Origin of the sequence: Nocardioides stalactiti, from assembly GCF_014180715.1 — a bacterium.
GTDB classification, from domain to species: domain Bacteria; phylum Actinomycetota; class Actinomycetes; order Propionibacteriales; family Nocardioidaceae; genus Nocardioides; species Nocardioides stalactiti.
The window spans coordinates 20,468-32,921 of the sequence record NZ_JACEFC010000002.1 but is presented as its reverse complement, the minus strand read 5'-3'; the positions used below and the strand labels follow the sequence as shown (position 1 = coordinate 32,921).

The following is a 12,454-nucleotide window of genomic DNA, read 5'->3' as shown; positions in this document are numbered from 1 at the left end:
CTTGTCCTGAACATTAACGAGAAGCCCGAGCGCTCGTTACGTCCGACACCGTAGGGTGAGACGCGAGGTAAAGGGGGGCCGATGGGCCGGATGCCGCTCGCGCAGCGCCGTCAACAGCTGGTCGACGCAGCGATCGCCGTACTCACCCGCGAAGGGGTGCCGAAGACGACCACGCGTGCGATCGTCGCCGAGGCCGGCACGTCGTTGAGCGTCTTCCACTACTGCTTCGACTCCAAGCAGGAGCTCCTCGACGCCGTCATCAAGTCGCTGGTCGGGACGACGGTCAACCTGGCCGAGGCGTCCTTCGACGCCGGGGCGACCCGCCAGCAGATGATCCGCGCCGGGCTCGAGGCCTACTGGGCCCACGTGGCGGCCAACCCCGACCAGCACCTGCTGACCTACGAGCTCACCCAGTACTGCCTGCGCACCCCCGGCTACGCCGGCGTCGCCCGCCAGCAGTACGAGCACTACGCCCACGCGTTCGTGGCGCTCCTCGACGCGATCGGCGCCGTGCCCGCGGTCGCGCCCGAGGTGGTCGGCCGCTACCTGGCGGCGATGATCGACGGCGTCACCCTCGACTGGCTCGTCCGTCGCGACGACCGCAGCGCGCGCCAGGTCCTCGACCTGCTGGCGCACCACATCGACGAGGTCATGCTGACCCCCGAGGGCGCCAGCGCCTGAGCGCCCCGCGGAGCTGGTCTCAGCCGTCGCCGTGGTCGCTGGCGAAGTCCTCGTTGTGGGTGCCGGGACGCGGCGCCCACGGCAGCTCCTTCGCCGGGCGTACGACGACCAGCCGGTCACCGCGCGCCAGCAGCGTGACCACCGGGTCGAAGTAGCGATAGACCTTCTCGTCGCGCACGACCGCGATCACCTGGTCCGGCAGCGACTGCGGCGGAACGCCGACCTCGGTCACGAGCAGCTCGCGCTCGGCGACCTCGAGCCCGTCGCCGTACGTGAGCAGGTCCTCCATGACCGACCCGAGCGTGGGCGAGAGCGTCGAGAGGCCGAGCAGCCGGCCGACGGCGTCGGCGGAGATGATGACCGAGTCGGCGCCCGACTGACGGATCAGCGGGGCGTTCTCCTGCTCCCGCACGGCGGCGACGATGAACGCGTCGGGGTTGAGCTGGCGCACGGTCAGGGTGGCGAGCACGTTGGTGTCGTCGCGGTCGGTCGTCACGATCACCTGGTCGGCGGTCGCGACCCCCGCGCGACGCAGGACCTCGCGCCGGGTGGCGTCGCCGGTGATGACGGCGAGCTGGTCGGCGTGCGCCTCGGCGAGTGCCTCGGGGCTGGGGTCGACGACGACGACGTGGTCGCGGTCCAGCCCGTTGTTGACCAGGGTGTCGACGGCGCTGCGTCCCTTGGTGCCATAGCCGATGACGACCACGTGGTGTCCCATGTGCTTCCTCCAACGAGCGATGCGGAACATCTCGCGACCGCGCTGCGCCAGCACCTCGAGGGTGGTGCCGATCAGGAGCACGAGGAACGCGATGCGGGCCGGGGTGATGACGAAGGCGTTGACCAGGCGGGCCTGGTCGGAGACCGGGGCGATGTCGCCGTAACCGGTCGTGCTGAGCGTGACGGTGGTGTAGTAGATCGCGTCGATGAGAGAGACCGTCCCGAGCGGGTCCGCCGCGGTGGCATCGCCGGCGTCGCGGTAGCCGCCGCGGTCGATCATCACCAGCGCGACGGTGCCGACCAGGATGCCCAGGGCGGCCAGCACCCGACGGCCGAGCTCCCACCACGGCGAGCGCTCACGCTCGGGCAGGGCGATCAGGCTCGGCGCCTGCTTCCCGCCCTGGTTCGATGGCTCCCGCACAGCCGCGAATCTAGGCCATCAGGCCTGGTCGGGCGCCGTGGCCTCGGGCATGTCGCTCGCCGAACCCCGTTCTCGCGCCTGGGCCATCCGGTTGCGAAGCCGCATCACGAGCTCGCGGCGGGCCCGGATCGTGACCTCCTGCGGGAAGACGGTGTCGAACGCGGCGTTGACCGCGGCGCCGATGAGGACGGCGATCGCGACGATGTAGAGCCAGAGCAGGACGGCGATCGGCGCCGCGAGGGGGCCGTAGATCGACCGTGAGTCGGTGGCCGTCACGGTGAGCACCCAGCGCAGCACGTAGGAGCCGAGGATCCACGCGACGAGCGAGAACGTCGCACCGGGGAGGTTGAAGCTCCAGTTGGTCCGGACCGGCACGGACACGTGGTAGAGCGTGGCCAGGAAGCAGATGCAGATCAGGATGACCGTGGGCCAGTAGAAGGTCATCAGGAAGTCGGCGCGGTTGGGCAGCCAGTCGCGGACCAGCGTCGGGCCGGCGACCACCAGCGGGATCGAGATCGCGCCGGTGATGAGCGCGAGGATGTAGAGCACGAACGACAGCGCCCGGGTCTTCACGATCCCCCGGTGCCCGCCCAGCCCGTGCATGATCGTGATGGTGTCGACGAAGACGTTGAGCGCCCGCGAGCCCGACCACAGCGCGAGCACGAAGCCGACGGAGATGACGTCGAACCGGCCGCCCCGCAGCACCTGGTTGAGCGTCGGCTCGATGACCTGGTTGACGGCCTTCTCGGTGAGGAACGTCGAGAAGAGCTCGACGACGGCCTCCCGGATCTCCTGGATCTGGGCGGCGCTGAAGCTGTCGGAGACGTAGCCGACCCCGCCGATGAGGGCGAAGATCAACGGCGGCACGGACAGCACGGCGAAGAAGGCCGCCTCCGCGGCCAGGCCGGTGACCCGATGCTTGAGGCAGGAGCCCACGGTGGTGACGATCAGCCGCCAGATCGTGTGCAGGATCCGCCGGTGGAGCGGCGTCGCGACGGCGGTCCCCCGGGCGGAGGGGACGCCAGCAGCAGCCACCGCCGGATCGTCAGCCTCCACATGGTCCACGGTAATGGCGGCGACGCCGGGAACCGTCACGCCTCGCGCAGACGGACTCCCGGCTTCGCCGGTGTCACACCCTCTTCCGAGGGGCCTCAGACCAGGACCGGCGGCTTCTCCTCGGCCGGGACCGTGGCCGGCTGCGGAGAGCCGTGGTCGTCGACCATCGTGGTCTCGTCGAACGGGTCGTCCCCGCCGAGGACCCGGTCGAGCTGGGCCCGGTCGAGACCACCCGTCCAGCTGCCGATGAGCACGGTGGCGACGGCGTTGCCGGCGAAGTTGGTCAACGCGCGGCACTCCGACATGAACCGGTCGATCCCGACGATGAGGCCGACGCCGTCGAGCAGCTCGGGCCGGTGCGAGCTGAGCCCGCCGGCGAGCGTCGCCATGCCGGCGCCGGTGACCCCGGCTGCGCCCTTGGAGGCGATCATCATGAAGAGCAGGAGCGAGACCTGCTCGCCGATGGACAGCGGGTCGCCCATGGCGGTGGCGATGAAGAGCGAGGCCATCGTCAGGTAGATCGCGGTGCCGTCGAGGTTGAACGAGTAGCCGGTCGGCACCACGACGCCCACGGTCGGCTTGTCGACGCCGGCGTGCTCCATCTTGGCGATGAGGCGCGGAAGCGCGGACTCCGAGGAGGACGTCGACAGGATGAGCAGGAACTCACGCCCCAGGTAGCGCAGCAGCGCGAAGATGTTGACGCCGGTCGTCACCTTGAGGACGAGGCCGAGCATGACGAAGACGAAGAGCGCGCAGGTGACGTAGAAGCCGATCATGAGGACGGCCAGGCTCTTGAGCGCGTCGACCCCGGTCTCCCCCACGACGCCGGCGATCGCGCCGAACGCGCCGATCGGCGCGGCCCACATGATCATCGACAGCACTCGGAAGACCAGCCGCTGGACGTGGCCGACGCCGCGCAGCACCGGCTCGCCCGCCGAGCCCATCGCCTGCAGCGCGAACCCGACCAGCAGCGCGACCAGGAGCGTCTGGAGCACCTCGCCCGACGTCAGCGACGAGAGCATCGAGTCCGGCACGATGCCGAGCAGGAACTCGGTCGTGCTCGCGTGACCGGTCTCCGCGGCCTGCGCCGCGCCGGCCGAGGCGGTCTCCTCGGTGATGTCCAGGCCGGCGCCCGGGTGCAGCAGGTTGCCCACCGCCAGGCCGATGCCGAGGGCGACCGTCGACATGGTGACGAAGTAGAGGAGCGCGAGGCCGCCGACCTTGCCGACCCGCGCCGCGCTGCGCACCGACCCGACGCCGAGGACGATCGTGCAGAAGATGACCGGCTGGATCATCATCTTGATGAGGGCCACGAAGGCCTGCCCGAGGGGCTTGAGCTCGACAGCGAACGACGGCGCGACCAACCCGACGGCGATGCCGGCGGCCACGGCGCCGATGACGGCGAGGTAGAGGTAGTGGGTGCGGTCCCGGCGTACCTGCCGGTCCGCGGACGAGGTGTGGTTGCTCATGCCGCCGACTGTCCCGGCGGGAGTGACCTGCGTCACCGTTGCGTTCGTTGTGTTCGTGACCCACGCCACACCGACGCCTCCCGGCCGGGTGGCCACTGGGACACAATGGCGCGGTGCCCCGGCCCCTCGCCGACCTCTCGGTCGCTCGGCAGATCCTGCTGCTGCAGGTCGGGGTGGTCGTGGTCCTGGTCGCCGCGGCGCTCGGGCTGACGGCGTACGACGCCCGCCGCGACGTCCGCGAGCACGCTGCGGACCGCGCGGTCGCGGTCGCCGAGGCGGTGGCCGACTCCCCCAACGTGCGACGCGCGGTGCGGCAGCCGGACCCGGCGGACATCACGGCGGCGCTCCAGCCCTACGCCGAGCAGGTGCGGACCGACACCGACACCGACTTCGTGGTGGTGATGGGGCTCGACCGCACCCGCTACACGCACCCGACCGCCTCCAACATCGGCGAGCCGTTCGTCGGCGACCTCGGTGGGGCGCCGGACGGGGAGGTCTTCACCCAGCAGTACACGGGCACGCTCGGTCCGTCGGTGCGCGCGGTCGTCCCCGTCGAGGACGGGGGCGAGGTGATCGCCCTGGTCTCGGTCGGGATCGCGGTGAGCGACATCGACCGTGAGCTGCGCCGCGACGTGCTGGTGATCCTGCTGTGCGCGGCGGCCGTGCTCGGCGTGGGCCTCACCGGTGCGGCGCTCGTCAGCCGTCGGCTGCGCCGGATGACCCACGGGATGGGCGAGCGCGAGATCGCCCGCATGTACGAGTACTACTCGGCCGTGCTCCATGCCGTGCGTGAGGGACTCCTGCTCCTCGACCCCGACGGTCGCGTCGAGCTGGCCAACGACGAGGCGCGCCGCCTGCTCGGGCTGCCCGACGACGTCCTCGGCCGCCGGGTCGACGAGCTCGGCCTGGCGCCGGGCCTGGTCGCCGCCGCCCTCGGCCGGACTGCGGAGTCCGACGACCTCTACCTGGCCGACGACCGGATGCTCGTCGTCTCCACGGCGCCCGCCCGCTGGGAGGGTCGCGAGGTCGGGTCGGTCGTCAGCCTGCGCGACCACACCGAGCTCCGGGCGGTCACCGGCGAGCTCGACCTGGTCCACCGGCTCACCGAGTCGCTCCGCTCCCAGAACCACGAGGCCGCCAACCGGCTCCACACCGTCGTGTCCCTCATCGAGATGGGGCGCCCCGAGGACGCCGTCGACTTCGCGACCGAGGAGCTCCAGGTCGCCCAGCTCCTCGCCGACCGGGTCGTCGACGCCGTGGACGACCCGGTCGTCGCCGCGCTGCTGCTGGGGAAGTCGGCCGAGGCGGCCGAGCGCGGCATCGACCTCGCGGTCAGCGGCAACGTCACCGACGTCGGCGGGTTCCCCCGTCGCGACCTGGTGACGGTGATCGGCAACCTGGTCGACAACGCCCTCGACGCGGTGTCCGGCGGGGCCCCTGTCGCCAACACCGACGCCGGCTCGGGCGAGCGCCGGGTCGCCGTCCGGCTCGAGCGCGAGGAGGCGCTGCTGACGATCACCGTCGAGGACAGCGGGGCCGGCCTGGATGCCGAGGCGGCGACCCGCGTGCTCGAACGCGGCTGGACGACCAAGGCCGGGCCGGGCGAGGGACGCGGACTCGGGCTGGCCCTGGTCGCCCAGGTCGCCCGCCGCCACGGCGGGACGGTCTCGGTCGACCGCTCCGACCTCGGCGGCGCCCGCTTCACCGTCGCCCTCCGCGAGGAGGCACCGTGACCGTGCGGACGCTCGTCATCGAGGACGAGGCGCGGGTGGCCGAGGCGCACGCGTCGTACGTCGGACGGGTCCCCGGCTTCGTGGTCGCCGGGATCGCCCACTCGGTGACCGACACCCTGCGCCTCCTCGATGCGGCACGGACCCAGGGCCAGCCGGTCGACCTGCTGCTCCTCGACATGAACCTGCCCGACGGGCACGGGCTCGGGCTGCTCACCGCCGTCCGCGCCGCGGGCCACCTGTGTGACGTGATCGCGGTCACCGCGGCGCGCGACACCGACGTGGTCCGGCACGCGGTCGCCCAGGGCGTCGTCCTCTACCTGCTCAAGCCGTTCACGTTCGCGACCTTCCGGTCCAAGCTCGAGCAGTACGCCGCCTACCGCGACAACCTGGCCGCCTCGCCGCGCGAGGTCGTCCAGGACGAGGTCGACCGGCTGCTCGGGTCGTTGCGACCGACCGGGAGTGCGCCGCTGCCCAAGGGGATGAGCCCGGAGACCCTCCAGGACGTGACCTCCGCGGTGCGCAGTGCCGCCGACGGCCTGTCGGCGAGCGAGGTCGCCGCGGCGATCGGCACTTCCCGCGTCACCGCGCGCCGCTACCTGGAGCACCTCGCCGGCACCGGCCTCGCCGACCGGCGGCCGCGGTACGGCGGCGGGGGCGGTCGGCCCGAGGTCGCCTACCACTGGCGCGTCGTGCCGTGACGGCCCCGGACGCGGTCGGCACCCCCTATCGTGCCGCCATGCACGACCGCAGCGCGCTGGGACCGGCCGACGTCTCCGACGAGGAGCTCGCCGCGTTGGTCGCCGACCTGCTCGGCGCGCCCGACGTGCGGCTGGTGTCCTCGACCGCCTCCTCGGTCCCCTACGACATCCCCGCCATCACCACGGCCGGGCGCTACCTGGTCGAGGGCGAGGCCGAGATCGGCGGCGAGCGGCGACCGTTCGCGCTCTTCGTCAAGCACGTCCAGGAGTGGAGCCGCTCCCCGTACTTCGCCGCCGTCCCCGAGGAGATCCGCGACGTCGCCCGCGCCGCCGTCCCGTGGCGCACCGAGGGCGCGGTCTATCGCTCCGACCTCGCGGCTCACCTGCCCGAGGGTTTGTCGATGCCGCGGGCGCTGGCGGTCCGCGACCTCGACGAGTCGTCGTACGCCGTCTGGCTGGAGCTGGTGCCGACCGTCGAGGCGGCCTGGGACCTCACCCGGGACGTCGAGGCGGCCGAGCTGCTCGGGCGGTTCGCGGCCACGCCGGGTGTCCGCGGCCTGGCCGGGATCGGCGGGCACGACGTCGGCGTTCGCTCCTACGCCGCGGGGCGGCTCACCCACCAGGTCCTGCCGACGCTGCGCGACGAGGGGATCTGGCACCACCCGCTGGTCGCCTCGTCGTTCGGCCCGCTGCGCGCGCGGCTCCTCGACGCCGCCGACCGCATGGACGCGTTGGTCGAGGAGGTCCTCGGGCTCCCCGAGCTCGTCGCGCACGGTGACGCCTGCTCCAACAACCTGCTGGTGCGCCCCGACCGCCCGGGCTTCACCCTCATCGACTTCGGCTACCTCGCCGCGACGCCGGTCGGGTTCGACCTCAACCAGCTGCTCGTCGGTGACATCCAGATCGGGCGCCGACCGGTCGACGACGTCGCCGAGCGCCACGCCGCCTGCCTCGCGGCCTACGGCGACGGCCTGACCGCCGCCGGGACCGACCTGCCGTCAGCGACGGTGGCCCGCAGCCACGCGCTCACGTTGCTGCTCTACACCGGGCTCTCGTCCCTGCCCGTCGAGGTGCTCGGCCAGGACCCGACGCCAGCGGTCCGAGACCTCGTCGCGGCCCGCGCCGAGATCGCCCGCTTCAGCCTCGACCTGGTCGACGCGACCGGTTAGCGCCCGGCGCTGTCGGCTGGCTCAGGCGAGCTCGAGGCCGGGGTAGAGCGGGTGCTTGTCGAGGAGCTCGGCGGAGGCGTCCTTGACCTTGTCGGCGACGCCCTCGGCCAGGACGTACGACGCCTTGGAGGGGTCGCCGGCCTTGGTGGTGCCGGGGGTCGTGTTCTGGAGGACGTGGACGATCAGCTCGGCGACGCGGTCGAACTCGTCGTGGCCGAAGCCGCGGGTGGTCAGCGCCGGGGTGCCCAGGCGGATGCCCGAGGTGTACCAGGCGCCGTTGGGGTCGGCCGGGATCGAGTTGCGGTTGGTGACGACGCCGGCGTCCAGCAGCGCCGACTCGGCCTGGCGGCCCGTCAGACCGAACGACGTGACGTCCAGGAGCACCAGGTGGTTGTCGGTGCCGCCGGTGACGAGACGGCCGCCACGGGTCAGGAAGCCCTCGGCGAGCGACTTGGCGTTGTCGGCGATCTGCTGCGCGTAGGTCTGGAAGGACTCCTGGCGGGCCTCGGCGAACGCGACGGCCTTGGCGGCCATCACGTGCGAGAGCGGACCACCGAGCACCATCGGGCAACCGCGGTCGACGCTGGGGGCGTACTCCTCGGTGGCCAGGATGAAGCCGCCGCGCGGGCCGCGGAGCGACTTGTGCGACGTGCTGGTGACCACGTGGGCGTGCGGGATCGGGTCCTCGTCACCGGTGAAGACCTTGCCGGCCACCAGGCCCGCGAAGTGGGCCATGTCGACCATCAGGGTGGCGCCGACCTCGTCGGCGATCTCGCGCATCGTGGCGAAGTTCACCCGGCGCGGGTAGGCGGAGTAGCCGGCCACCAGGATGAGCGGCTTGAACTCCTTGGCCTTGGCGCGCAGCGCGTCGTAGTCGATGAGCCCGGTCTCCGGGTCGGTGCCGTACTGCTGCTGGTGGAACATCTTGCCGCTGATGTTGGGGCGGAAGCCGTGGGTGAGGTGACCACCCGTGTCGAGGCTCATGCCGAGCAGGCGCTGGTTGCCGAGCTCCTTGCGGAGCTTCTCCCAGTCCTCGTCGCTCAGGTCGTTCATGTTCTTGGCGCCCTGGTTCTGGAGCCAGGGGCCCTCGACCCGGTGCGCGAGGATCGCCCAGTACGCCGTCAGGTTGGCGTCGATGCCGGAGTGCGGCTGGACGTAGGCGTACTCGGCGCCGAACAGCTCGCGGGCGTGCTCGGCGGCGAGCGCCTCGACGGTGTCGACGTTCTGGCAGCCGGCGTAGAACCGGTGGCCGATGGTGCCCTCGGCGTACTTGTCGCTGAACCAGGAGCCCATCGTGAGCAGGACCGCCGGCGAGGCGTAGTTCTCGCTCGCGATCAGCTTGAGGGAGGCGCGCTGGTCGGCCAGCTCCTTGCGGGTGGCTTCGGCCACCCGCGGCTCCACAGAGGCGATCACCTCCAGGGCCTGGTTGTAGGCGCTGCTGACGAGGTTGCTCGAGACGTGGCCAGACACGGGGTCGCTCATGCGGAAGATCGTAGGGCTGAAGGGCGTTCGGATCATCGTGGCCCCCGTTGTTCGACACCGCGTCGCGTGTGACGTCCGTCGCACGACCGCCTCTCAGGCGGCGATAAGCGGTACCTTTCGTCCGCATTCCGAGATCGGTGTCCACATCATGAGATCCCGATTTGTGGACCAGCCGTCCGAAGTCTGAGACTGGTTGACATGGTCTCCAGTGCAACCCATGCGTTCCTCGTGGTACGTCGCCACGTCGACCTCGGGCGCACCGGCAGCATGATGTGTTGGCCCCGCTGATCTGCCTCGCTCCTCCACCTCAGCCGCGCGCTCCACGCGCCCATCAGCGAAGGACCACCTGCCGCCATGCCTGACCTGCGCTTCCAGTCCCAGCCCGCTCAGCACACCGAGATCCCCCGCCCTCGGCGCGCGGAGGGCCAGTGGTCGCTGGGCTACACCGAGCCGCTCAACAAGAACGAGCAGTCCAAGAAGGACGACGACGCGCTCAACGTGCGTGACCGGATCCTCTACATCTACTCCAAGCGCGGCTTCGACTCGATCGACCCCGCCGACCTCCGCGGCCGCTTCCGCTGGATGGGTCTCTACACCCAGCGCAAGCCCGGCATCGACGGCGGCAAGACCGGCGCCCTCGAAGAGGAGGAGCTGGACGACAGCTACTTCATGCTGCGCGTCCGCTCGGACGGCAAGCTGCTCTCCCCCGCAGCCGTGCGCGCTCTCGGCACGATCGGGGTCGACTTCGCTCGCGACACCGCCGACGTCACCGATCGCCAGAACATCCAGTACCACTGGATCGACGTCAGGGACGTCCCGGCGATCTGGGAGCGGCTCGACGAGGTCGGACTCCACTCCCTCGAGGCGTGCGGCGACTCGCCCCGTCCGTTCCTGGGCTCGCCGGTCGCCGGCGTCGCGGCCGACGAGATCATCGACGGCACCTCCGCCCTCGAGGAGATCGAGCGCCGCTACATCGGCAACAAGGACTTCTCCAACCTGCCGCGGAAGTTCAAGACCGCGCTGACCGGTCACCCGAGCCACGACGTCTCCCCGGAGACCAACGACGTGTCGTTCGTCGGCACCGTCCACCCCGAGCTCGGCCCCGGCTTCGACGTGTGGGTCGGCGGCGGTCTCTCGACCAACCCGATGCTCGCGCAGAAGATGGGCGTCTGGATCCCGCTCGCGGACGTGCCTGACGTCTGGGAGGGCGTTGCCTCGATCTTCCGTGACTACGGCTACCGCCGGCTGCGCTCGCGGGCCCGCCTGAAGTTCCTCGTCGCCGACTGGGGCATCGAGAAGTTCCAGGAGGTCCTCGAGAACGAGTACCTCGGCAAGAAGCTGGTCAACCTCGAGTCCCCCGCCTCCCCGGTCGGTCACCGCGACCACATCGGCGTGCACCCCCAGAAGGACGGCAAGTTCTACGTCGGTGTCGCGCCGACCGTGGGCCGCGTCTCGGGCACCCTGCTGGTCCAGCTGGCCGACCTGCTCGAGGAGTTCGGAGTCGACGGCGCCCGCCTGACGCCGTACCAGAAGATCGTGCTCATCGGCGTGGACGGCGACAAGGTCGACGACCTCAAGGTGCGCCTCGACGAGATCGGCCTGTCCGCCGAGCCGTCGAACTGGCGCCGCAACACGATGGCCTGCACCGGCATCGAGTACTGCAAGCTCGCGATCGTCGACACCAAGAACCGTGCCCGTGACCTGATCTCCGAGCTCGAGCGCCGCTTCCCGGGCCTCGACAGCCCGATCACGGTCAACGTCAACGGCTGCCCCAACGCCTGCGCCCGGACCCAGGTCGCCGACATCGGCCTCAAGGGCCAGCTCGTCCTCGACGACGACGGCAACCAGGTCGAGGGCTTCCAGGTGCACCTCGGCGGTGCCACCGGGCTCGGTGCGAACTTCGGTCGCAAGCTGCGGGCCCACAAGGTCACCAGCGTCGCGCTCGACGACTACGTGAGCAACGTCGTCAGCAACTACCTGACCGACCGCAAGGAGGACGAGCGGTTCGCCGACTGGGTCGCGCGCGCCGACGAGGACCTGCTGCGCGGCGACAAGGTGCTGGCGTCATTGGAGTCAGGCTCATGAGCGAGCGCGCAGTGCCGTTCCACTGCCCTTACTGCGGAGACGAGAACCTCTGGCCGCACGAGGAGCAGCACGGATCGTGGGAGTGCCGCTCCTGCCTGCGCGCGTTCTCCCTCAAGCTGCTCGGCCTGCTGCGTCCCGGAGGTGAGCGCGCATGAGCGTCTCCACCGCCAAGGCGCGCCTCGCGCGGGGCACCGACGCCACGGGTCGCTCCCCCGAGGAGCTGCGCGAGCTCGTGTCCCACTGGGGCGCCGAGCTCGAGCTCGCGCCGGCCGAGGTCATCATCGAGTGGGCCGCGGCCACGTTCGGTGAGCGCTTCTGCGTGACGTCGTCGATGGGCGACGCCCTGCTGGCGCACCTCGCGTCCAAGGTCGTCCCCGGCATCGACGTGGTCTTCCTCGACACCGGCTACCACTTCGCCGAGACCGTCGGCACGGCCGACGCGGTCAAGCACACGTTGCCGGTCAACCTGATCACGATCACGCCCGTGCAGAGCGTGGCCGAGCAGGACGCCGAGTACGGCAAAGATCTCTACAAGCGCGACCCCGACCTGTGCTGCAAGCTGCGCAAGGTGCAGCCGCTGCAGGAGTCGCTGTCGGGCTACGACGCCTGGGCGACCGGCCTGCGCCGCGCCGAGACCCACAACCGGGTCATCGCGCCGGTCATCGGCTGGGACGCCAAGAAGGGCAAGGTCAAGGTCTCTCCGCTCGCTCGTTGGACCGACGAGCAGGTGGAGCGTTACATCGCGGACAACGGAGTCCTCGTGAATCCCCTGGTGTACGACGGCTATCCCTCGATCGGGTGCTGGCCGTGCACACGCCGAGTCGCTCCAGGCGAGGACCCTCGCAGTGGGCGCTGGGCGGGCACCAACAAGACGGAGTGCGGGATCCATTCGTGATCCGCACCCGTTCGTTCACTCATTCCGTGCACCCCTCGAGAGGAGACA

General features: G+C 71.0%; 11 protein-coding genes. 7 read left to right on the top strand and 4 right to left on the bottom strand.

The genetic code is table 11. The features are described from left to right. The first annotated feature begins 81 nt into the window (after positions 1-81). Positions 82-681, top strand: coding sequence for a TetR/AcrR family transcriptional regulator (locus H0487_RS00700; RefSeq protein ID WP_183092301.1), 600 nt, complete (start codon positions 82-84; stop codon positions 679-681). A gap of 19 nt (positions 682-700) precedes the next feature. Here the strand turns inward: H0487_RS00700 and H0487_RS00695 are convergent, their stop codons facing one another. The 3 genes from H0487_RS00695 to H0487_RS00685 all read right to left on the bottom strand — a co-directional run bounded on the left by H0487_RS00695 (position 701) and on the right by H0487_RS00685 (position 4,344). Then, on the bottom strand, positions 701-1,819 hold the full coding sequence (locus tag H0487_RS00695) for a potassium channel family protein (protein WP_183092300.1): 1,119 nt from the start codon (positions 1,817-1,819) through the stop codon (positions 701-703). Positions 1,820-1,837: 18 nt separating this feature from the next. Continuing rightward, positions 1,838-2,875, bottom strand: coding sequence for a YihY/virulence factor BrkB family protein (locus tag H0487_RS00690; RefSeq protein WP_312855774.1), 1,038 nt, complete (start codon positions 2,873-2,875; stop codon positions 1,838-1,840). 95 nt (positions 2,876-2,970) lie between these two features. Further along, positions 2,971-4,344: a cation:dicarboxylate symporter family transporter gene (locus tag H0487_RS00685; protein ID WP_183092299.1), complete on the bottom strand. Its 1,374-nt coding sequence runs from the start codon at positions 4,342-4,344 to the stop codon at positions 2,971-2,973. A 113-nt stretch (positions 4,345-4,457) separates the two neighbouring features. On the opposite strand from H0487_RS00685, the gene H0487_RS00680 reads away from it, so the two are divergent. From H0487_RS00680 to H0487_RS00670, 3 genes are read left to right on the top strand one after another with little or no spacing between them, the layout of a single operon-like run. Next, on the top strand, positions 4,458-6,077 hold the full coding sequence (locus H0487_RS00680) for a sensor histidine kinase (protein ID WP_312855773.1): 1,620 nt from the start codon (positions 4,458-4,460) through the stop codon (positions 6,075-6,077). Continuing rightward, positions 6,074-6,775: a response regulator gene (locus tag H0487_RS00675; protein WP_183092298.1), complete on the top strand. Its 702-nt coding sequence runs from the start codon at positions 6,074-6,076 to the stop codon at positions 6,773-6,775. The genes H0487_RS00680 and H0487_RS00675 overlap by 4 nt, the downstream gene beginning before the upstream one ends. A gap of 38 nt (positions 6,776-6,813) precedes the next feature. After that, positions 6,814-7,944 (top strand): aminoglycoside phosphotransferase family protein, encoded by a 1,131-nt coding sequence (locus H0487_RS00670; protein WP_183092297.1) that lies wholly within the window; start codon positions 6,814-6,816, stop codon positions 7,942-7,944. A gap of 21 nt (positions 7,945-7,965) precedes the next feature. On the opposite strand, the gene H0487_RS00665 is transcribed toward H0487_RS00670, so the two are convergent. Then, positions 7,966-9,426: a glycine hydroxymethyltransferase gene (locus H0487_RS00665; RefSeq protein ID WP_183092296.1), complete on the bottom strand. Its 1,461-nt coding sequence runs from the start codon at positions 9,424-9,426 to the stop codon at positions 7,966-7,968. A 354-nt stretch (positions 9,427-9,780) separates the two neighbouring features. Here H0487_RS00665 and H0487_RS00660 point away from each other — a divergent pair, with 354 nt between their 5' ends. The 3 genes from H0487_RS00660 to H0487_RS00650 are packed head-to-tail and all read left to right on the top strand — an operon-like array spanning position 9,781 to position 12,406. Next, on the top strand, positions 9,781-11,511 hold the full coding sequence (locus tag H0487_RS00660; protein WP_183092295.1) for a nitrite/sulfite reductase: 1,731 nt from the start codon (positions 9,781-9,783) through the stop codon (positions 11,509-11,511). After that, positions 11,508-11,666 carry a hypothetical protein gene (locus H0487_RS00655; RefSeq protein ID WP_183092294.1) on the top strand — a complete coding sequence of 53 codons (159 nt, stop codon included), beginning with the start codon at positions 11,508-11,510 and terminating at the stop codon, positions 11,664-11,666. The genes H0487_RS00660 and H0487_RS00655 overlap by 4 nt, the downstream gene beginning before the upstream one ends. Beyond that, positions 11,663-12,406, top strand: coding sequence for a phosphoadenylyl-sulfate reductase (locus H0487_RS00650; RefSeq protein WP_183092293.1), 744 nt, complete (start codon positions 11,663-11,665; stop codon positions 12,404-12,406). The genes H0487_RS00655 and H0487_RS00650 overlap by 4 nt, the downstream gene beginning before the upstream one ends. The last annotated feature ends 48 nt before the right edge of the window (positions 12,407-12,454 follow it).

What these genes read in the sequence shown, in the direction of transcription:
- H0487_RS00655 (WP_183092294.1), top strand. Translation starts at nt 11,508, where the DNA reads ATGAGCGAGCGCGCAGTGCCGTTCCACTGCCCTTACTGCGGAGACGAG.
- H0487_RS00700 (WP_183092301.1), top strand. Translation starts at nt 82, where the DNA reads ATGGGCCGGATGCCGCTCGCGCAGCGCCGTCAACAGCTGGTCGACGCA.
- H0487_RS00670 (WP_183092297.1), top strand. Translation starts at nt 6,814, where the DNA reads ATGCACGACCGCAGCGCGCTGGGACCGGCCGACGTCTCCGACGAGGAG.
- H0487_RS00660 (WP_183092295.1), top strand. Translation starts at nt 9,781, where the DNA reads ATGCCTGACCTGCGCTTCCAGTCCCAGCCCGCTCAGCACACCGAGATC.
- H0487_RS00650 (WP_183092293.1), top strand. Translation starts at nt 11,663, where the DNA reads ATGAGCGTCTCCACCGCCAAGGCGCGCCTCGCGCGGGGCACCGACGCC.
- H0487_RS00685 (WP_183092299.1), bottom strand. Translation starts at nt 4,344, where the DNA reads ATGAGCAACCACACCTCGTCCGCGGACCGGCAGGTACGCCGGGACCGC.
- H0487_RS00665 (WP_183092296.1), bottom strand. Translation starts at nt 9,426, where the DNA reads ATGAGCGACCCCGTGTCTGGCCACGTCTCGAGCAACCTCGTCAGCAGC.